Origin of the sequence: Methylobacterium sp. GC_Met_3 (genome assembly GCF_026540775.1) — a bacterium.
In the GTDB taxonomy this organism is placed as follows: domain Bacteria; phylum Pseudomonadota; class Alphaproteobacteria; order Rhizobiales; family Beijerinckiaceae; genus Methylobacterium.
Window position 1 is genome coordinate 322,895 of sequence record NZ_JALNUL010000001.1, and the last position, 16,741, is coordinate 339,635.

Genomic DNA, 16,741 nt, shown 5'->3' on the forward strand with positions numbered 1-16,741 from the left:
CGGATCCTGGGCCGAAACGACACCGCCTTTCCGGCAGCATGAAGGCTGCGCCGCGGCAGCAGGTCGCCGGAACGGCCCGGGCCGGGTCCGGTTGGCTCTGGCATCCGCTGCGCGGAGCCCACCCTGGAGACTGCCTTGCGCGTCCTGCTCGCCGCTGCTCTGCTGAGTTCGATCGCCGCCCCGGCTTCGGCGCAGAGCCTGTCGGCCACCGCGACGGCGCCTGCCGCGGCCTCCCTGGAGCCGGTCACCGCCATCTCCAATCCGGGGCAGCTCAGCCTCGGCGGTGGGTCCACGACCGGACCGTTCCCGACCCTCTCGGCCCAGACCGGCGGTCTGCTGAACGCCGGTCAGCTCAGCTTCGGCGGTGGCGGGGGCGGCGGTGGCTCGATCGGGGCGCCCGGCAGCGCGGCCGGGGCCATCGGAACATTGAGCGGTTTCGGCACCACGCTGGGCTCGACATCGAACGCGGCCCTCGGCTCGCTCTCGGGAAGCGCCCTCTCGACGACCTTCGGGACGGCCAGCCTGGGGAGCAACGCGGCGTTCACGACGAATGCGACCGGCCTGACAACAGGTCTGACGACGGGCTTCAACACCGGCACGGGCGTGGGGCGGACGTCCGGTCTGGGGACATCCGCGTTCGGCACGTCGACCTTCGGTACATCCGCCACCGGGACCGGCAGCCCATCACGCACCACGACGAGCCTGGGCACCGACGCCACGACCGCATCGAACTTCGCTTCGGCTGGAACCGCCAACGCCGCCGACGCGGCCACCCTCGGCACCACGACCTCCGGGCTCGCGGCCTTCACGACCGGAGGCGGGACGGGGGCCGTCACGGGTCTCGTCCCAGGTGCGGTCTCGACCGGGACAGCGGGGGGAGCGGCTTCGGGCGGCGCCGGGATCGCGGCCGCGCCATCCGTGGTGGCGGCTCGGGATCTCGACCGCGTTCAAACGGCGCCGGCCGGCGGAGGGGCGTCCGGCGGTGCCGGTATCGGCGGTGCGGCTGCCGCGCCCGGCCGGCTCAACGATCCCTGCGGGGGCGCCCTCGCGGCGGCCTGCCTCGGCGGTGACGGCGCATTCTGAGCGGCGTGTTCCGGAACCGCAATTCCAGCGCCGCCGTTCTGTCCGCACCGGCGTCTCGGCCGGGACAGGAGACGGAGATGAGCGTCATTCTGAGCCGCGCTACGTGGGCGGCCGTTCTCGTTCTGGGTCTGTCGAGCGCAGCGCTCGCGCGCGAGGCGGGCTCTCAGCCGCGTGGGGCCGGGAAGGCTCCGATCCATCAGGGGCTGGGTTTCAACCAGCCGACGTTCCGAGCCGATATGCGCACGGTCAAGGACCAGCCCTACACCTGGCCGGTGAGCAACCGGTACCGGCCGGTCTCGCAGCCGTATTACGGCCGGGCCTTTTGAGGATATCCCGAACGGCACCGGCGCGAATGCGCCGGTCGCTGCCGTCCCTCACGGTGACCGCGCTGCGTGTGCGGTGCCGACGTGTCGTCGTACGCCTGTCCCTTGGCCTCCTGCCCCTCGCCTCCTTGTCCATCGCCGTGTTGGCGCCCGCCCAGGCGGGCGAGTTCGCCCAAGGGCTCCCGGCGCCAGGCATGGCCCTGACGCTGCCCGAGCCCGGCATGGCGAACAGCACGGTCGCGGAGCCGTCCGTGACCCCGGCCCCGCCCCAGATCGACCCTGACGCGGGCAGGCGCCGGCCCCGGATGCTCGGAACCGGGTTTCCGTCCATCGGCGGGCAGCTTCCGAACCAGCGCACCGGCGCCCGGCACGAGCACGTCGTGCGCGACATCTGCATCGGCTGTTGAGCTGCCGATGCCGCGCGGCGGCCGGTAATCCTACTGCAGCGCGCGCGACTGGCTGTTGGCGCGGATCCAGCCCGGCGAAAGGATGTCGCCCGCCTCTGTGATGATCCAGGGCTGCGCATCCTCTGCCTCGATCGCCTGCACGGCGACGGCCAGCGCTTCGCGCAGGGTCGCGAACGGACGGCCCCTCGCCGATCGGCCGGGGGCACGTTTCGGCCAGACGGTCAGCTCTGCGCGCTTGTCGAGATCGGCGGGCGTCATACCATCGCTCCGGCTTCTTCGCAGTTCGACCCCTGGGTAGCGCCTTGATGTGACGGGGCTCTGGCGGAGGTGTTGCTGATTCGTATCGTCCCGATCACAGCACCGCGAACGCCAATGCCGGGGCAGTCGACGCCACGCGCGGCCTCAGGCGAGAAATTATATCTTCTCTCGTCTCAACATAAATTTGAGCCTGCAGGGGAGGAAGTTTATTTCATTTGCGCTGAATGCATGGCGATCCGGACGATCGATTGAACGCCACACCTCATGCGGCGCCGTCATCCTTGCACGACAATGCCAACGTAGCTGTATGTTGCAATGCACGATGAACATGCCGCAGCGCACAAAAGTGTGGTTCTATGCGGCGTCGGTCGCTCTTCGCGATCCGACCTGCGATCGAAACGGAGACGCACCATGCGCACGATCTTCATCCTCGCGTCGGCGGCGCTCATCTCGGCCGCCACCTTCGCCGGCTCGGCTTCGGCCGAGGAAAACCTTCATCTGACCCCGCCGCTCTATCGCGATCAGGCTGTGGTCGCTCAACAGGGCCGCCGTCTCGCGCATCTGACGACCACGCCGCAGCTGGTGCCCGCGACGGGTGATCTTTGGATCGCTTCGACGACCAGACGGACCCTGGTCCAAGCGTCCGCCGAGGCGAGCCGCTGAGCTGAGCATCGAATCCGGGGGCGATCAACCCGATCGCCCCCAAATTCGAAGGCGCCGCAGTCGGGCATGTCCGACCCGGGACTCAGACGATGTGCAACGCCCGGGCGGCCTCCGCTGCCGGGACGCCGCGCAGGATGAGTCGGCGGGTCCGTTCGCGCTGGTCCGATCCGGCGTTCAGAACGGATGTCAGCGTCCGGTACCCTTCGAGACACAGATCCAGCCAAGCATAGTGAACCGCCGTCGTCAGGCGTACAGCCAGTTCGGCTTGCCGGATGCTCAGACGCAGACTTTCATCGGCCAGCCGGCCAATCTCCCGCTCGATCATCTCCGTCCCTGCCCAGATGTGGCCAGCGGCGTATCGAGCCGCCGGTTCAAGCCCTTGATGCGCTCACACTGCAGTCGCTCCGAAACCTGTTCCGTCGTCTGTCGGGTCATGTCTCCGCCGTACTGAAGCATCGCGTGGATGCACGCGGCGCTCTGGTGGAACGCATCCGGGACGAGGTCGCCGGTTCCGTTGCGCCATGAACCGTGTCGTTGGTGCGACGCACCACTTCAATGAAGCTTGCGAACGCCTTAGGCGGCTTTGCCAAACGACGCTCGGCGAAGTCGCGCCTGTGCGGCGGGAGCTCGAAGCGGGGACCGTCGGCCATGCTCGGGCTCCTCAGGTCCGCCCGGCCGCAGCCGTCGTAAGCCGGGTGTGTCGGATAACCATCGTCGGGCGTGCCCGCTCAAGATCCCAGGCTCAGATCTCAGTCTCACGCCGGAACACGGCGTCCGCGCCGGTACCCTTCTGAGACAGGCCGACATCCGGTTCCGCATCGGTTATCGGCAGCGGCTTGTTCGAGATGTCCTGCTCGAGATCCATGCGTCCGTCCGTGTCCGATTCGATCGGGTCGGGGGCGCGTTCCGGGATCGGAATGTCGCGGGCGTTCGTCATCGGGTGCCTCTCCCCGGATAACGCGATGGCAGCCTCTCGGGTCCATGCCATCTCGCCTCGCGACAGGATCGAGACTGCGGCGCTATATGAGCGCAAACGAGCGAGGAGAATGGTGTGTTCACCGTCAAGGGGATCGACCCGTCCGGGCGTATCATGACGTTCGCCTGCGGGACCGACGAGCAGGCCATGGAGAAGACCTGGGAGCTGACCCGACGGGGTTTTCGCGAGATCACGGTCGCCGACCCGAAGGGCAAGGAGATGTCGGCGGCCGCTTTCGAGCGATCCCTGAACATCGATTGGGACTAGAGCCGTGCCCGATCGCGTTGCAATCGTGCGCGGCTCTAAGCCTCTGTCTTGACGCGCTCTCTTGCGCCGAACCGGCGTCCACTTCGGCGGAGAGCGCTCTCAGAGGTCTCGATGCGCGCTGCCGCGACGGGGCCGCCTGTGCGGCGCGCCTCAGTGCAACTCATAGCAGTTCGTGACGACGCGGGGGTTGCGCGTCACATCGTACAGGATCGAGCACTGGACGAGATAGGCCCTGTCCCGCTTGCGAAACAGGATCAGGGATGAGCGATTGTCGAAGGTCCCCGTGTAGCCGGCAATCTCCCAACCTTCCCCGTTGAGCCGCTCGATGCTGAGAGGCTGATCGGCGGCGGAGCCTGGCGCCATCCAGCCGAGCCAGGCGGCGATGCTCAGGGCGTGTCGCATCCAGGTCCGTCGCCTGGAATTGCAGCGGGGGCTTCTCGATCGTCCCGCGACGGCGCCGTTCGCAATCCCGGTCAGCTCCGGCGGGGCGCCCGTCACAGGCCTGGGACCGCGTCGATATCGGGCGCTGGTTCCCCGCGCGGGGGCTCCGGATCGTCGGCCGGGGCCGGCGGAAGCCGCGGGGGCGGCATGTCGCCGGTGTTCGGTGGCATCGGCAAACCCTGCGGCAGGTCCGGCATTTCCTCCGCGTCGGGCGCTCTCGGATCCGACATGATGCATTCCCTCCCTTTCGCCGCGATCCCGCCGGCGGCAGCCGAGGGAGAACGATCCATCGGCGCGAAGGTGCCGCCTGGCTCCGCGGGCGGCCGAGGGGCGCCGCGTCAGACCGGCTCCAGCGCGTACCGCGAATCCGGCGTGGTCGGACGAGCCGGCGCAGAGATTTCGGTCGCCGCGCCGATCTCCTCCAGCCGGCGCCAGACCGCTTGGCAGACGAGGATCTCGTTGCTTGCATTGATGCTCAGCACGAAGCGATCCGGAACGATCTCCGCCTCCGGGAGGGCGATGCGGATACCGCCGACCGACCGATCGTAGACGATGCAGGGCAGGCTGCTGTGCTCGTCGACCGAGATGCTGCCGGTCTCGTTCAGGATCGTACGCGGAGCACTGCGCCGTTCGAACATCGCTGCCTCATAGAAGGTCATACAGCAAGGATCGTCGATGCGCCTTCAGGTCGGGTTCCGTTAAAAGATCAAATTGTCGGTTTCTGCAGTTCCAATCGTCGACTCACTGGTTTGTGAGACGGACGTATCGGGTCCAGCGATATTGACGGCGGATAGACCGAGAGTCGGATCGCGCACGATCGCCGAAGAACACATCCGGTCCGTCGAGACGGCGGACCCCGAAGCGGCTTTCGCCCCCGTGGCTTCCGGCTCTCGACAAAATCTTGCGATCGACCAGAGGCCCAGGCGTCGCTTCGATGCCCGCTTCGGCGAAGGCCGCTCTACTCGGTGATCACCTCGACGAGGGTCGTCAGGAAGCCGAGGGCGACAGCGCCAATCCCGCCCATGAACGCGACGTCCCAGCCGGCGAACTCCTTCGATCGAGGCGCGCGGAGGAAGGCGAACAGCGTCACGGCGGCGCCGCACACGACGAGGGCGAGGGCGAGATAAATCGGGCGCGACATGCGGTTTCCTCCTCCGCCGGTCCCTCGGCCCTTCAGGGCTCTTGTTCGGATGAGCGAGACCAGCGTGATCCGTTTCTATTCATCCGCCGACAAATGATGGCAGACGGGCGCGCGGTGAACAAGGATATAATGAGTTCTGCATTGCAGAACGTCACGCTGGCAAATGCGAGATCTGATTTTCCGGCAGATCGCAAAGTCTAGCGGGTGAAGGGCTGTCCTGCGGGACCTGCCCCACGGCCCCGTATCGCCGAACAGCCGCCACATGCGGCAGGGGGCGCATCAGTGCGCCCCACGCAATTTTCGATGACGAAGAATCCTCCCCTCGCACGCGATGGCGCGGCGGGTGTTTTGTCAGCAGTGTTCAGTCGAGGAAAACCCGAACGCCGTCGGTATTGAGGATGTCGCGCTGATCGGCGCACCAGCGGTCGGCGCCGACCGTGGTGATCTCATCCGCAGCGCGTTGGCCTTCGGCCGCGATGGCGGTTTCGGCCCGACGGCGGCCCAGGGCCGCCTCGAGGGCACGGCGGGCCGTCCGCGACAGACCATCCGAGATCGCGTCATCCACAGTATAGAGCGCCCGGCAATGCAGTACGATGCCGGCCTGGGCACCCACGATCCGCACCAACCCGTCGATCGTCTCGGTGCGCTTGGACAAAGCCGTGTCCGGCGCGTCCTCGGCCAGCGCGAACCCGCCGGGCAGCGGTGCGGCGGCGAGCAGAACCGCGAGCAGGGTGCGTCTCATCGTCGGCCAATCCCTGGCGGTACGGAGGGGCCGCGGCATGCCCGGCCGAGGCTGTCTGCACGGATCGGCGTGGAGCGATTCGGCCGCGCAATTCTGGACCGGGCGATTACTTCCGCGCGGCCATCAGATCATGGGCGAGCACCGTCAGCTTGCCGATCAAGCTGCTGATATCGCCGCTCTTGCACGACCATTGGGTTCCGATCGCTTCACCATCGGCCGAGACGGAGACGATCGCCAAAGAGCGCATCCGGCCTTCGCGGGCGAGCGCCAGATGATCCTGCAGCACGGCGATGATCGACGCGGTGTCCTCGTCAGCCACGGCCGGGGCGATATGCGCCGGGAAGGGCACGACCGAACTCTGCTTCGTCTGCTCTCGCTTCATCTCGCCCATCCCTTGGTTGTCGTCTCGGGATCCGACGTGCGCAGACGCTATGTGCAGAGTAAGGCAGCTTGTCCGTGTCGGACAATGTCCTGGACATGTGTGGCGCCACAGCAACGATGGCGCGGGTCACCGGCATCGCCCCGGGATCAGCCTTGTTGGCGGCCGAACGCCCGGGACCCCGTCGCCGAGCCGCGGCAAGGGCTCGTGCAGGGGTCCCTGGGACGCGATCCGATCTCAGGCCGCCTTGCGACCCTTGCGCTCGCGCTCGGCCATGGCGCCGGGCTGGCCGAGGCCGATCGCCTTGGCGAGGGCGGAGCGCTGCTCGGCGTAAGCCGGGGCGACCATCGGGTAATCGGCCGGCAGGCCGTAGCGGTCGCGGTAGGCCCGCGGGTCCAGCCCGTGGCTGGTGAGGTGGCGCTTGAGCGTCTTGTAGGTCTTGCCGTCGATGAAGCTGACGATCCCGTCGGGACGAACCGACTTGCGGATCTGGGCCGCGCTGGGCCGGTCGATATCGGGCTGGGCCGCCGTGCCGGTCTCCGCCGTCAGGGTGCCCGAGACGAGGCCCGCGATGGCCCCATGAACCCGGGCGATCAGCGCCGGCAGCTCCGCGGCCGGAACGGGATTGTTCGACACGTAGGCGGCGACGATGTCACCGGCCAGCTCGATGAAGTTGGGGGTGGGCCCGGTGGTTTCTTCTGTCACTTCAGCATTCCTAGTGTGCCCCTCACAAGTGATTTGCTACTTCCCCCCGCTGAATGCAAGTTACAAAATCGTTTGTGGACCGGCATCCGGTGCATGATTGGCATGCCCGGCACGGCCGGCAGCCGGGTATTTCCGGCAATCGTCCAAGAGATCTTAGCCGCGGCGGCCGGGCGATGCCGTCGACTGCCGGACTGTTAATCCCAGGCTGCGAAACGATCCAGCAATGCACCTAGAGTTCAGGAATATCCGTGGCCGCGCGCTTCAGGTATTCGGTCGACGGGGCTGCGACGGTGCGAGGCCGCCGTGGTGACGGCGCGGCCGCGACGTGGCATTGCGCGACCATGCTCCTGCTGGCCCTCATCCTCGCCCTCCTCGTCGTCTTGGTGATGATGATCGTCCTGCGGCGCTGGACCGGCCGGCTGGCCTCGCTGGCGACGCTGCTCGCTGCGGCGATCATGGCCCTCTGGCTGGCCGAGGTCGGGTTGCTCCCGGGGTCCAAGGGGCCGCTGACCGCCGACCGACCCCTCGTGCCCGGACTCGACCGGTAACGGTCCGATAAGCCTGTCGCGGCCAGCATGGACAATGCCCACGCTCTCCGCACCGCGCCTCCTGACCTTTCTCGTGTCGGCCGTTCTGATCGGTCTCGCCGTCGCCAGCCTGTACACACGGATCCCGATGGTCGGACGGACCGTGGTGGCGCACCGGCAATGGTTCTTCATCGGCGCCTACGTCCTTCTGGCGCTCGGTGTGACGACACGCAGCCTGTGAGCGGCGGGCCTCGGTCACGGAGGCCGCCTGCACCGAGGAGACCGCCATGGCCCTGAAAACCACCTTCGTGGTTCAGCCCTTCGAACTGCATCGCAAGCGTCTGCGCCCGGCACGCCAGGAGCCCGCGCAGAGCGAATTCGGCGCCCTCAAGAAGGCAGAGGCGCTGGCCGGACGCATGCCCGGCGCCGTCGCCCTGAAGGTCGTCGCCGACGACGAGACCGGCGAACTCGAGAGTGTGGCGATCCTCGGCCAGTTCGGCGACGTGCCGGACGACTTCGCCGAGAGCCTGGTCGGCGGCTGACAGGCACCTGCTTCCGTCCATGCGACACAGGCAGCGCAGGTTTATAGGTGGACCGAAACTACGTAGAAACAACGGATAGTGATTCTTGCGAGCAGTTGTGCTCGCTGAGCCAGAACCTGTGACACGCTATTTCATCGACATCCATGATGGCACCAACCTTGTCCGCGACCAGGAGGGTTTTGATGTTCCTGATCTGACCGCAGCGCGGGCGCAGGCGGTGCGGATGATGACCCGCATCGCCCAGGGCCTGTCGGATCCGCGGGAGCGGCAGGATTACGTGATCGCGGTGCGCGACGCGCAGGGCGAGGTCCGTCTGCGCCTGCGGCTCTCCTACGACATCGACCAAGGCTGACGGCGTTTGGGGGGCGAGACAGGGATAGCGCGGTCGGTCCGCCGCGTTGGTGCGCGTCGCTGGAGCGGTCGAGGAGGTCGGATGACACGGACAACGGGTGCGATCGGATCTTGTGCGGCGGCGCTCGCGCTGCTCTGCGCCCTGCCCCTGGCGGCGCGGGCGCAGACGGCACCGCCGCCCCCGGCGGGGTCCGCGACGGCGACGCCGGACAACGCCGTCCTGCTGACGGTCTTCCTGCGTCATGACCAGTCGCGTCCCTTGGCCGAACTGAACGCGCAACTCGCCAAGCAGGGTTTCTACAAGGCCTTCCCGCCCCCCGGGATCGAGGTCGTCTCGTGGAACGTCGTCATGGGGATCGGGCAGATCATCACGCTGCGGCTGCCCGCCACCCGACTCCGGGAGGTCAATCGCGTCCTCGAGGACACGGCCTGGGGCGCCTACCGCACCGAGTTCTACCCGACCTACGATTACCGGGCGGTGGGCCTCGCGGAGCACGAGAAGGCGCGCTGACGGCTCAGCGCTGGCCGCTATCGCTGTTGCGCTGCGTGCAGCGCCATCCGGCCCAGCAGGACGGCACATCGGCGGAGGGCTCGAAGGCCGGCGCGCCGGTCTCGTCCTGTTGGCATGATCCGGAATCCAGATGGACGGTCTCGTAGGCCGTCGCGCTCCGCGCGAGGATCACGCTGCGGTCTCGGGCGACGCGGGCCCGCAGGGCGGCGCAGGTCAGGCCGCGCGTGTCGATCCGCTCCTGTGCAACGGCAGCGGTCGCAAGGACGCTCAGGACGAGGGCACAGGCGAGGCGGGGCATGGGTCCCTCCGGATGTTTGTGGCCCGATACCGGAAGCCGGTTTCGTCAGTGTTTCCGGATGTCTTCGGCGCGCTGCCGGAACGCCGCGAATAGCGACTTCAAAGATCTATTCGAGGATAAGAACGAACGGTCCAGCGTCTCTCCCTCCCCCGCAGAGGGGGAGGGAAACACCCGCGGATATGCAGGCTGTCTCTGCCCGGAAACCATCTCCCCTCAGGGCGCGGGCTGCACCTCATGATGCCCGTCGAGCACCGTGTCGCTGGTCGGCACCGTCTCCGCCATCGCGTCGGCCCGGCGGCGGTCCGGAGCCGTCGCCTCCGCCACGAAGGCCGCCACCGCCTCGGTCAGCGGCAGCGTGCGGGTCTGCTGGCTGCCGAGCCGCCGGATCGAGACCGTCCGCTCCTCCGCCTCGCGCTTACCCAGCGCCAGCAGCACCGGCACCTTGGCCAGCGAGTGCTCGCGGACCTTGTAGTTGATCTTCTCGTTGCGCAGATCCGCCTCGACCCGCAGGCCCGCGCGCTCCAGGGTGCGGATGACCTCCCGGGCGTAAGGATCGGCCTCGCTGGTGATCGTCGCCACCACCACCTGCACGGGCGCCAGCCAGAGCGGGAAATGCCCGGCGAAGTGTTCGATCAGGATGCCGGTGAAGCGCTCCATCGAGCCGCAGATCGCCCGGTGGACCATCACGGGCGGCTTCCTTGCGCCGTCGGCGTCGATGTAGAACGCACCGAACCGCTCGGGCAGGTTGAAGTCGACCTGCGTGGTGCCGCATTGCCAGTCGCGGCCGATCGCGTCGCGCAGGACGTACTCGAATTTCGGCCCGTAGAACGCGCCCTCCCCCGGGTTGATCGCGGTCTTGATCCGCCCGGCCGACTGCTCCTCGATCTGCGCCAGAACCCGGGTCATCACCTCCTCGGCGTGGTCCCACAGCGCGTCGGAGCCGACGCGCTTTTCGGGCCGGGTCGAGAGCTTCACCACGATCTCGCCGAAGCCGAAATCCGCGTAGGTCGAGAGGATCAGGTCGTTGATCTTCAGGCACTCGTCGGCGAGCTGGTCCTCGGTGCAGAAGACGTGGGCGTCGTCCTGGGTGAAGCCGCGCACGCGCATCAGCCCGTGCATCGCGCCGGACGGCTCGTAGCGGTGGACCACGCCGAACTCGGCCATGCGCAGGGGCAGGTCGCGGTAGGATTTCAGCCCGTGCTTGAAGATCTGCACGTGGCCCGGGCAGTTCATCGGCTTGAGCGCGAACCAGCGCTTGTCTTCGGCCTCCTCGCCGGCCGATTGCGCGGCGAACATGTTCTCCCGGTACCAGCCCCAGTGGCCGGAGGTCTCCCACAGGGCCTTGTCGAGGATCTGCGGGGCGTTGACCTCGGCATAATCGCCGCGCAGGCGCCGGCGCATGTAGGCGATCAGCTCCTGGAAGATCGTCCAGCCCTTGGCGTGCCAGAACACGACGCCCGGCCCCTCCTCCTGGAAGTGGAATAGGTCCATCTCCCGGCCGAGCCGGCGGTGGTCGCGGCGCTCGGCCTCCTCCAGCCGGTGGAGGTAGCCGTCGAGGTCGGCCTGCGCCGCCCAGGCGGTGCCGTAAATGCGGGTCAGCATCGGGTTGTTCGAATCACCCCGCCAATAGGCGCCCGCGACCTTCATCAGCTTGAAGGCGGTGCCGACCTTGCCCGTGGAGGTCATGTGCGGGCCGCGGCACAGGTCGAACCACTCGCCCTGCCGGTAGATCTTCAGATCCTCGCCCGGAGGGATCGCGTCGACCAGCTCGACCTTGAATGTCTCGTCCTTGCCGGCGAACAGCGCCCGCACATCCTCGCGCGTCCAGACTTCCTTGGTGAAAGGCGCGTCGCGCGCAATGATCTCGCGCATCTTCGCCTCGATCTTAGGGAAGTCCTCCGGTGTGAACGGGGTCTCGCGGTAGAAGTCGTAATAGAAGCCGTTCTCGATCACCGGGCCGATGGTCACCTGGGTGTCCGGCCAGAGTGCCTGCACCGCCTCGGCGAGCACGTGCGCGCAATCGTGCCGGATCAGCTCCAGGCTGCGCGGGTCGGTGCGGTCGAGGAACTCGATGCGGGCGTCGCGCGCGATCGGATCGTCGAGATCGGCGACCGTGCCGTCGAGCGCCATGGCGACGGTGCGCTTGGCCAGCGACTTGGCGATGCCCTCGACCACGGCGCGGCCGGTGGTGCCGGCGGCGATCTCCCGGGTGTTGCCGTCGGGGAAGGTGAGAATCGGCATGGATCAAGCGTCTCCGGGCTCAGTCCTGCATACGGGGCAGGTAAGCGGTTTCGAGGGAGCGGCCGTGTAGACCGATTTGTGGGGCGAGGGAACAACGGTGCGGCGCAACTGCCCGCATTCCTGACCCGGCTGGCCTGCCCCAGCCTGTCCTCACCGCATGCGCCATCGTCCCCACCCGCCTCTCGGCGCCGGGGGCATGGCCCAACAAGCAACACGCGGGATGCCGCGGGAGCCCAGGTGTCGGCCAAGTAGGCGCGGGAGCCGGTCCCCGCGGCATTAATCGGGCTCCCCCCGGCCGGTGCCGTCCTTCTCGTCACCGTGCCTCCAACGGTGACGATGCAAGCCGACGCGCACTCCTCCCCCTTGCGGGAAGGGGAAAGCGGCCTGCTCTCAAGGCGTTGGCGCCGGATGGAGGTGTTTGAATCCGCTAGCCCGCCCGTGGAGGCCCGTCGCTCGCTGCAACTGCGGCCCCTATTCCAGCCGGGGATCGGCGCATCGACGCCCGCGGTAGAGCGAGACCCCCCGATTTCGCTGCTGAACCGCAGAACACCTCGACGCACTCGATGGTCACGCGGAGCCGCCCGCCTCACCCCACGCGCTGCAACCGGCTCGCGAAGAACCCGTCGAGCCCGCCGCGGGCGCCCGGCACGTCGGCGAGGTGGCACGGCAGGGTGCGCAGATCACCGTTGGCATCGATCAGCTCGGCCGCCCCGCCGACCTCCTCGGGCCGGACTGGCACGCGCGTGTACCGGGTGTCGCGGGAAAGGAAGGCTGCAATCTGCGCCTCCCCCTCCTCCGGCTCCAGCGAGCAGGTGCAGTAAACAAGGAGCCCGCCCGGCCGCACCAGCCCGGCCGCGTGGTCCAAAAGCTTCCTCTGAAGCACGGCGAGCCGGATGATGTCGGCCTCCGACTTGGTCCAGGCCACGTCCGGATGGCGGCGGATCGTGCCGGTGGCCGAGCAGGGCGCGTCGAGCAGCACCGCGTCGTGGTCCTGTCCCTCCAGCGCCAGGGCGTCGGCGACGACGATCTCCACGTCGAAGTTCAGCCGGGCGACGTTCTCGCGCAGGCGCTCCAGCCGCGGCGCGGACCGGTCGATGGCCGTGACGTGCGCGCCCGTGCCGGCGAGCTGCAGGGTCTTGCCGCCGGGGGCGGCGCAGAGGTCGAGCACGCGGGCGCCGGGCTGCGGTGCGAGCAGCCGGGCCGGGATCGCGGCGGCGGCGTCCTGCACCCACCACGCCCCTTCCTGGAAGCCGGGCAGCTCCGGGATTGCCGGCCCGTTCTCCGGCAGGCGCAGGGAGCCGGTGGGAAGCCGCACGGCGCCGAGCCGCTCGGCCCACTCACCCGGGTCCCCCCGCGGTGTCAGGTCGATCGCGGCGCCGGCCAGATGCGCCCGCGCGATCGCGCCCGCGCGCTCCGGCCCGTAGGCGGCGCTCCAGCGGCGGGCGAGCCAGTCCGGCGTGTTGGTGGCGAGCGCGTCGGAGCCCTCGGCCAGGATGGTCTCGCGCTCCCGGGCGATCCGGCGCAGCACCGCGTTCACGAGGCCGCCGAGATGGGCGGTCCGGTTGTCCGCCTTGGCGAGCCGCACCGCGAGGTCGACCGCCGCATGATCGGGGACCGCGAGATCGAGGATCTGGGCCGTCGCGGTGGCGAGCAGGGCCGTGAGCTGCGGCTTGGCGTCGGGGAGCCCGCGATCCAGCCGCTGGGCGAGCGCCGCGCGGATCAGGCCGTAATGCCGGAAGGTCGCGACCGCGATGGCGCGCGCCAGGGCGGCGTCTGCCGGCGCCAGCGCCTCGGTGCGGATCGCCAGCGCGAGGGCCTCGTCGAGCGCGGGCGGCCGCTCCTGGCCGATCAGCGCCACGACCGCCTGCTGCGCCGCGCGCCGGGCGCCGAGGCCCGCCGTATCGGAACCCGTGGCTGGCGTTGAAGTCTTTGTCCGCGTGTTGCGGTCGATGTCCCGCGATGCCACTTCTGCTCCAGAGCCGAATTCTCTCGTTCCACGCCCTCACACCCGAGCGAGCGCGATGCAAGACCTGAACTGGCAAGACCCCAACGGGCAAGACCCGAACACCACCGCGGCCGCGCCCCGAGCGCTGAGCCCCGCGGCGGAGCGCGCCCTCGCGGAGGCCGCCGAGCGCCGCGCCGCGATCGACGCCCGCGCGGCCGAGATCAGCGCCAAGCCCGAGCGGCAGGGCCGCGGGGGGCTGGAGCCGGTGCGCTACGACGATTGGGAGGTGAAGGGCCTCGCGGTCGACTTCTGACGCCGGAACGCGGCGGCCCGAGGGCCGTTGCCCCTGCCTGATCGACAGGGAGCGAACGCGATGGCGACGAAGGTATCGGCACGGGGTGCGGCCGAGGGGCCGCACGGCGAGATCACCCTGGCCCGGGGCGAGCGGCTCGGGATGCGGATGTGGCGCGCCGAGGAGCCGAACGCCGACAAGCCGATGACCACCTCCCCGCACGAGACCGTGGGCTACGTGATCAGCGGCAAGGCGGAACTGGTGGTGGGCGGCGAGACCATCGCGCTCGCGGCCGGGGATTCCTACTGTGTGCCGGCCGGGGCCGAGCACACGTACCGGATCCTGGAGACCTTCACGGCCGTCGAGGCGACCGCGCCGCCGGCTGGGTAATATCGGGTTCCCAAAGGGCGAGCCCTTTGGCGGGTTCTCAGGGCGGTGCCCTGAGAGCTTGGCCCTGAGGTCTCCGTCAGGGCTCTGCCCTGGACCCGCGAAAGGGCGAGCCCTTTCGAAACCGCGACTCGATCGTCAGTGCGTCATGTAGACCGGCGTGCCGACATCGACCCGGGCGTAGAGATCGACCACGTCCTGGTTGTACATCCGGATGCAGCCATAGGATGCGTAGGTGCCCACCGAGTTCGGCCGGTTGGTACCGTGGATCGCGTACTGGCCGCCCTGCAGGGTCATCGCGGCCGCGCCCATCGGGTTGTGCGGCGAGCCGCCCGCGATCAGGTTCGGCAGGCGCGGGTTGTCGCGCTTGACCTCGGCCGGGGGTGACCAGGCCGGCGCCACGTACTTGCCGTCGATGGCGGCGGTGCCGAACCATTGCTTGCCGGGCTTGCCCACCGCCACCGGATAGCGGAGCGCCGTCCCGTCCCCGTTGACCAAGTACAGCTTGCGCTGGGTCACGCTGATCACGATCGAACCCGGCGCGACCCCGTTCTGGAACGGCACGACCTCGCGGGCCTGCGCGCCGCCGAAACATCCGGCCAGCAAAGCGCCGGTCAGACCCAATAAAGCCGCCACTCGACCCGACATAACCCGTTCCTCGACCAGCAAGAGCGTCTGCGGCCGAGTAATCCACGGCCGAGCTTGCCGTTCCAGTGAGAGCTATGGTTGATACGTGGATGGCGCCTAAAACCACTGATTACGGTAAAGCAGCAACGTAAATTTGTGCGCCGAGATCTTACGCACGACTTCGGACCCTGCTCCGCGATCGCTCAGCGCTCGATGAAGCGGCGGCCGCGCGCGTCCTCGGCCTGCCAGCCGTGGCGCTCCAGCTCCGGATCGCAATGCTCCTCCACCGGATGGCCGACGCACAGATAGGCGACGAGCCGCCACGTCTCCGGCACCGACAGGATCGCGGTCACCGCCTCGGGTTCGAGGATCGAGACCCAGCCGACGCCGAGCCCCCGCGCCCGGGCGGCGAGCCAGAAGCACTGGATGGCGCCGACCACCGAATACGCCAGGGTCTCGGGCATGCTGGCCCGGCCGAGCCCGAGGCCGGTCTCGGTCGCTCCGTCGCAGAAGACCGCGAGATGGACCGGCGCCTCGCGCAGGCCGGCGAGCTTCAGCGCCCGGTAGCGCGCCGCCCGGTCCGCGTCGTAGCGTTCCGCCGCCGCCGCGTTGCACCGGCCGAAGCTCGCGGTCACGGCGGCGCGCCGGTCGGGGTCCGAGACCCGCACGAACCGCCAGGGCCGGCTGTTGCCGACCGAGGGCGCCCGGTGGGCCGCGGCCAGGCAGGCGTCGAGCTGCTCCGCGCCGACCGGATCGGTCCGGAACCGGCGCACGTCCCGGCGCCACGCGAACAGCGCGTCGAGATCCTGCAGGAAGGTGTCGTCGAAGGCGGGCGGCCCCATAACGGTGGCATACAAGCATCCCGGCCCGGACCGGAACAGAAAAAAGGCCGCCCGGATGGGGCGGCCTGAAGTCTTGGGTCTCGAAACCTCGGAGTGCCGGGTTCTGGGATCCCGACCGGCGACCGATGGCTGGGGAGCTGGGTCGCGGCGCCGGCCGGTCAGAAACCGGCGAGGTTCACCATCTGTTGTGCCACTGCAACGCGGCTCGCAAAAGGCGCGAATCGGGCGGAACGGTGTTTTTTGTCGCTTGGGTGTGTCGCGCGCGCCACGACCGGGCCCGACCCCACCCTTGCGGGCGGCTGCGGCGGAGGCCATCATCCGGCAAAGCAACGGCGTGCGGGAGTTAGGATGACCGAGAGGATGGGCCCCGGGCCGGGGCCCGACGAGGCGGCGGGGCATGTGATTCCCTTTCCCGCCCGCGCGGAGCCGCCCCAGGTGGCCTTCAACCGGGACGAATTGCGCGTGATCTTCAACCTCTACGGACGGCAGGTCGCCGCGGGCGAGTGGCGCGACTACGCCCTCGACTTCCGCCGCGACAAGGCGGTGTTCTCGATCTACCGCCGCGCCTCCGAGATGCCGCTCTACCGGATCGAGAAGGATCCGAAGCTCGCCCGCCGCCAGGGCGCCTACGCGGTGATCGCCGCCAGCGGCCAGATCCTCAAGCGCGGCACCGAGTTGGCACGGGTCATCGCCGTGCTGGAGCCGGCGCCGAAGGCGGTCTGACCGGGCGAACTCACGCGAGGGACATCCTGTCACAGTCCCGGCGATCCCGGCCTGGACCTCCGGCGTCAGC

28 protein-coding genes are annotated in these 16,741 nt (G+C 68.9%); 13 read left to right on the forward strand and 15 right to left on the reverse strand.

Annotated elements, in window-relative coordinates; translation table 11 throughout:
- Positions 1-135: 135 nt before the first annotated feature.
- The 3 genes from OXS27_RS01610 (at position 136) to OXS27_RS01620 (ending at position 1,813) form a co-directional block, all read left to right on the forward strand.
- Positions 136-1,083 (forward strand): hypothetical protein, encoded by a 948-nt coding sequence (locus OXS27_RS01610; RefSeq protein WP_267353818.1) that lies wholly within the window; start codon positions 136-138, stop codon positions 1,081-1,083.
- A 77-nt stretch (positions 1,084-1,160) separates the two neighbouring features.
- Positions 1,161-1,409 (forward strand): hypothetical protein, encoded by a 249-nt coding sequence (locus OXS27_RS01615; protein ID WP_267353819.1) that lies wholly within the window; start codon positions 1,161-1,163, stop codon positions 1,407-1,409.
- Positions 1,410-1,435: 26 nt separating this feature from the next.
- Positions 1,436-1,813 (forward strand): hypothetical protein, encoded by a 378-nt coding sequence (locus tag OXS27_RS01620; protein WP_267353820.1) that lies wholly within the window; start codon positions 1,436-1,438, stop codon positions 1,811-1,813.
- A gap of 30 nt (positions 1,814-1,843) precedes the next feature.
- Here the strand turns inward: OXS27_RS01620 and OXS27_RS01625 are convergent, their stop codons facing one another.
- Positions 1,844-2,071 carry a hypothetical protein gene (locus OXS27_RS01625; protein ID WP_243925770.1) on the reverse strand — a complete coding sequence of 76 codons (228 nt, stop codon included), beginning with the start codon at positions 2,069-2,071 and terminating at the stop codon, positions 1,844-1,846.
- A 411-nt stretch (positions 2,072-2,482) separates the two neighbouring features.
- On the opposite strand from OXS27_RS01625, the gene OXS27_RS01630 reads away from it, so the two are divergent.
- Positions 2,483-2,734, forward strand: coding sequence for a hypothetical protein (locus OXS27_RS01630; RefSeq protein ID WP_267353821.1), 252 nt, complete (start codon positions 2,483-2,485; stop codon positions 2,732-2,734).
- An 82-nt stretch (positions 2,735-2,816) separates the two neighbouring features.
- On the opposite strand, the gene OXS27_RS01635 is transcribed toward OXS27_RS01630, so the two are convergent.
- Both OXS27_RS01635 and OXS27_RS01640 read right to left on the reverse strand, forming a co-directional pair.
- A complete protein-coding gene (locus tag OXS27_RS01635; protein ID WP_267353822.1) occupies positions 2,817-3,059 on the reverse strand; it encodes a hypothetical protein in 243 nt (80 codons plus the stop codon).
- Between the two features lie 417 nt (positions 3,060-3,476).
- The gene (locus OXS27_RS01640) at positions 3,477-3,671 is read right to left on the reverse strand and encodes a hypothetical protein (protein WP_267353823.1); all 195 of its coding nucleotides are present in this window, start codon (positions 3,669-3,671) and stop codon (positions 3,477-3,479) included.
- A gap of 114 nt (positions 3,672-3,785) precedes the next feature.
- Between OXS27_RS01640 and OXS27_RS01645 the strand changes: the two genes are divergently transcribed.
- Positions 3,786-3,977, forward strand: a complete 192-nt coding sequence (locus tag OXS27_RS01645) for a hypothetical protein (RefSeq protein ID WP_243925762.1) — start codon at positions 3,786-3,788, stop codon at positions 3,975-3,977.
- Positions 3,978-4,127: 150 nt separating this feature from the next.
- Here OXS27_RS01645 and OXS27_RS01650 read toward each other — a convergent pair whose 3' ends face one another.
- The 7 genes from OXS27_RS01650 to OXS27_RS01680 all read right to left on the reverse strand — a co-directional run bounded on the left by OXS27_RS01650 (position 4,128) and on the right by OXS27_RS01680 (position 7,385).
- On the reverse strand, positions 4,128-4,379 hold the full coding sequence (locus OXS27_RS01650; protein ID WP_243925761.1) for a hypothetical protein: 252 nt from the start codon (positions 4,377-4,379) through the stop codon (positions 4,128-4,130).
- Between the two features lie 92 nt (positions 4,380-4,471).
- Positions 4,472-4,648, reverse strand: a complete 177-nt coding sequence (locus OXS27_RS01655; protein ID WP_243925759.1) for a hypothetical protein — start codon at positions 4,646-4,648, stop codon at positions 4,472-4,474.
- Between the two features lie 108 nt (positions 4,649-4,756).
- The gene (locus tag OXS27_RS01660) at positions 4,757-5,077 is read right to left on the reverse strand and encodes a PilZ domain-containing protein (protein WP_243925758.1); all 321 of its coding nucleotides are present in this window, start codon (positions 5,075-5,077) and stop codon (positions 4,757-4,759) included.
- A gap of 299 nt (positions 5,078-5,376) precedes the next feature.
- Positions 5,377-5,559 (reverse strand): hypothetical protein, encoded by a 183-nt coding sequence (locus OXS27_RS01665; RefSeq protein ID WP_243925756.1) that lies wholly within the window; start codon positions 5,557-5,559, stop codon positions 5,377-5,379.
- A 361-nt stretch (positions 5,560-5,920) separates the two neighbouring features.
- Positions 5,921-6,301: a hypothetical protein gene (locus OXS27_RS01670; protein ID WP_267353824.1), complete on the reverse strand. Its 381-nt coding sequence runs from the start codon at positions 6,299-6,301 to the stop codon at positions 5,921-5,923.
- Between the two features lie 106 nt (positions 6,302-6,407).
- Entirely contained in the window at positions 6,408-6,683 is a 276-nt protein-coding gene (locus OXS27_RS01675; protein WP_243926002.1) for a hypothetical protein, read from the reverse strand.
- Positions 6,684-6,917: 234 nt separating this feature from the next.
- Complete coding sequence (locus OXS27_RS01680; protein WP_267353825.1) at positions 6,918-7,385, reverse strand: MucR family transcriptional regulator; 468 nt, start codon at positions 7,383-7,385, stop codon at positions 6,918-6,920.
- A 248-nt stretch (positions 7,386-7,633) separates the two neighbouring features.
- Between OXS27_RS01680 and OXS27_RS01685 the strand changes: the two genes are divergently transcribed.
- From OXS27_RS01685 to OXS27_RS01705, 5 genes are all read left to right on the forward strand, one after another.
- Positions 7,634-7,933, forward strand: coding sequence for a hypothetical protein (locus OXS27_RS01685; RefSeq protein ID WP_346733022.1), 300 nt, complete (start codon positions 7,634-7,636; stop codon positions 7,931-7,933).
- 34 nt (positions 7,934-7,967) lie between these two features.
- Positions 7,968-8,153: a hypothetical protein gene (locus tag OXS27_RS01690; protein ID WP_243927608.1), complete on the forward strand. Its 186-nt coding sequence runs from the start codon at positions 7,968-7,970 to the stop codon at positions 8,151-8,153.
- 46 nt (positions 8,154-8,199) lie between these two features.
- Positions 8,200-8,454, forward strand: a complete 255-nt coding sequence (locus OXS27_RS01695; protein WP_267353828.1) for a hypothetical protein — start codon at positions 8,200-8,202, stop codon at positions 8,452-8,454.
- A gap of 118 nt (positions 8,455-8,572) precedes the next feature.
- Positions 8,573-8,806, forward strand: a complete 234-nt coding sequence (locus OXS27_RS01700; protein ID WP_267353830.1) for a hypothetical protein — start codon at positions 8,573-8,575, stop codon at positions 8,804-8,806.
- Positions 8,807-8,887: 81 nt separating this feature from the next.
- On the forward strand, positions 8,888-9,316 hold the full coding sequence (locus OXS27_RS01705) for a hypothetical protein (RefSeq protein ID WP_243927614.1): 429 nt from the start codon (positions 8,888-8,890) through the stop codon (positions 9,314-9,316).
- A gap of 4 nt (positions 9,317-9,320) precedes the next feature.
- On the opposite strand, the gene OXS27_RS01710 is transcribed toward OXS27_RS01705, so the two are convergent.
- From OXS27_RS01710 to OXS27_RS01720, 3 genes are all read right to left on the reverse strand, one after another.
- Positions 9,321-9,614 carry a hypothetical protein gene (locus tag OXS27_RS01710; RefSeq protein ID WP_267353832.1) on the reverse strand — a complete coding sequence of 98 codons (294 nt, stop codon included), beginning with the start codon at positions 9,612-9,614 and terminating at the stop codon, positions 9,321-9,323.
- Positions 9,615-9,827: 213 nt separating this feature from the next.
- Positions 9,828-11,855 (reverse strand): threonine--tRNA ligase, encoded by a 2,028-nt coding sequence (gene thrS, locus OXS27_RS01715; protein WP_267353834.1) that lies wholly within the window; start codon positions 11,853-11,855, stop codon positions 9,828-9,830.
- Positions 11,856-12,441: 586 nt separating this feature from the next.
- Entirely contained in the window at positions 12,442-13,806 is a 1,365-nt protein-coding gene (locus OXS27_RS01720; RefSeq protein WP_267354273.1) for an RsmB/NOP family class I SAM-dependent RNA methyltransferase, read from the reverse strand.
- Positions 13,807-13,876: 70 nt separating this feature from the next.
- Between OXS27_RS01720 and OXS27_RS01725 the strand changes: the two genes are divergently transcribed.
- Both OXS27_RS01725 and OXS27_RS01730 read left to right on the forward strand, forming a co-directional pair.
- Positions 13,877-14,113, forward strand: coding sequence for a DUF1674 domain-containing protein (locus tag OXS27_RS01725; RefSeq protein ID WP_243927619.1), 237 nt, complete (start codon positions 13,877-13,879; stop codon positions 14,111-14,113).
- A 60-nt stretch (positions 14,114-14,173) separates the two neighbouring features.
- Complete coding sequence (locus OXS27_RS01730) at positions 14,174-14,482, forward strand: cupin domain-containing protein (protein WP_243927621.1); 309 nt, start codon at positions 14,174-14,176, stop codon at positions 14,480-14,482.
- A 135-nt stretch (positions 14,483-14,617) separates the two neighbouring features.
- Here the strand turns inward: OXS27_RS01730 and OXS27_RS01735 are convergent, their stop codons facing one another.
- Together OXS27_RS01735 and bluB are read right to left on the reverse strand one after the other, a co-directional pair.
- Positions 14,618-15,127 carry a L,D-transpeptidase gene (locus tag OXS27_RS01735; protein WP_243927623.1) on the reverse strand — a complete coding sequence of 170 codons (510 nt, stop codon included), beginning with the start codon at positions 15,125-15,127 and terminating at the stop codon, positions 14,618-14,620.
- 182 nt (positions 15,128-15,309) lie between these two features.
- Positions 15,310-15,948 (reverse strand): 5,6-dimethylbenzimidazole synthase, encoded by a 639-nt coding sequence (bluB, locus tag OXS27_RS01740; RefSeq protein WP_267354274.1) that lies wholly within the window; start codon positions 15,946-15,948, stop codon positions 15,310-15,312.
- A gap of 348 nt (positions 15,949-16,296) precedes the next feature.
- Here bluB and OXS27_RS01745 point away from each other — a divergent pair, with 348 nt between their 5' ends.
- Positions 16,297-16,671 (forward strand): DUF2794 domain-containing protein, encoded by a 375-nt coding sequence (locus OXS27_RS01745; protein WP_243927625.1) that lies wholly within the window; start codon positions 16,297-16,299, stop codon positions 16,669-16,671.
- Positions 16,672-16,741 lie beyond the last annotated feature (70 nt).

Bases quoted from the DNA above. Each gene is read 5' to 3' on its own strand.
- OXS27_RS01615 (WP_267353819.1), top strand. From the start codon at position 1,161: ATGAGCGTCATTCTGAGCCGCGCTACGTGGGCGGCCGTTCTCGTTCTG.
- OXS27_RS01620 (WP_267353820.1), top strand. From the start codon at position 1,436: ATGCGCCGGTCGCTGCCGTCCCTCACGGTGACCGCGCTGCGTGTGCGG.
- OXS27_RS01625 (WP_243925770.1), bottom strand. From the start codon at position 2,071: ATGACGCCCGCCGATCTCGACAAGCGCGCAGAGCTGACCGTCTGGCCG.
- OXS27_RS01630 (WP_267353821.1), top strand. From the start codon at position 2,483: ATGCGCACGATCTTCATCCTCGCGTCGGCGGCGCTCATCTCGGCCGCC.
- OXS27_RS01635 (WP_267353822.1), bottom strand. From the start codon at position 3,059: ATGATCGAGCGGGAGATTGGCCGGCTGGCCGATGAAAGTCTGCGTCTG.
- OXS27_RS01640 (WP_267353823.1), bottom strand. From the start codon at position 3,671: ATGACGAACGCCCGCGACATTCCGATCCCGGAACGCGCCCCCGACCCG.
- OXS27_RS01650 (WP_243925761.1), bottom strand. From the start codon at position 4,379: ATGCGACACGCCCTGAGCATCGCCGCCTGGCTCGGCTGGATGGCGCCA.
- OXS27_RS01655 (WP_243925759.1), bottom strand. From the start codon at position 4,648: ATGTCGGATCCGAGAGCGCCCGACGCGGAGGAAATGCCGGACCTGCCG.
- OXS27_RS01660 (WP_243925758.1), bottom strand. From the start codon at position 5,077: ATGACCTTCTATGAGGCAGCGATGTTCGAACGGCGCAGTGCTCCGCGT.
- OXS27_RS01665 (WP_243925756.1), bottom strand. From the start codon at position 5,559: ATGTCGCGCCCGATTTATCTCGCCCTCGCCCTCGTCGTGTGCGGCGCC.
- OXS27_RS01670 (WP_267353824.1), bottom strand. From the start codon at position 6,301: ATGAGACGCACCCTGCTCGCGGTTCTGCTCGCCGCCGCACCGCTGCCC.
- OXS27_RS01675 (WP_243926002.1), bottom strand. From the start codon at position 6,683: ATGAAGCGAGAGCAGACGAAGCAGAGTTCGGTCGTGCCCTTCCCGGCG.
- OXS27_RS01690 (WP_243927608.1), top strand. From the start codon at position 7,968: ATGCCCACGCTCTCCGCACCGCGCCTCCTGACCTTTCTCGTGTCGGCC.
- OXS27_RS01695 (WP_267353828.1), top strand. From the start codon at position 8,200: ATGGCCCTGAAAACCACCTTCGTGGTTCAGCCCTTCGAACTGCATCGC.
- OXS27_RS01705 (WP_243927614.1), top strand. From the start codon at position 8,888: ATGACACGGACAACGGGTGCGATCGGATCTTGTGCGGCGGCGCTCGCG.
- OXS27_RS01710 (WP_267353832.1), bottom strand. From the start codon at position 9,614: ATGCCCCGCCTCGCCTGTGCCCTCGTCCTGAGCGTCCTTGCGACCGCT.
- thrS (WP_267353834.1), bottom strand. From the start codon at position 11,855: ATGCCGATTCTCACCTTCCCCGACGGCAACACCCGGGAGATCGCCGCC.
- OXS27_RS01725 (WP_243927619.1), top strand. From the start codon at position 13,877: ATGCAAGACCTGAACTGGCAAGACCCCAACGGGCAAGACCCGAACACC.
- OXS27_RS01730 (WP_243927621.1), top strand. From the start codon at position 14,174: ATGGCGACGAAGGTATCGGCACGGGGTGCGGCCGAGGGGCCGCACGGC.
- OXS27_RS01735 (WP_243927623.1), bottom strand. From the start codon at position 15,127: ATGTCGGGTCGAGTGGCGGCTTTATTGGGTCTGACCGGCGCTTTGCTG.
- bluB (WP_267354274.1), bottom strand. From the start codon at position 15,948: ATGGGGCCGCCCGCCTTCGACGACACCTTCCTGCAGGATCTCGACGCG.
- OXS27_RS01745 (WP_243927625.1), top strand. From the start codon at position 16,297: ATGACCGAGAGGATGGGCCCCGGGCCGGGGCCCGACGAGGCGGCGGGG.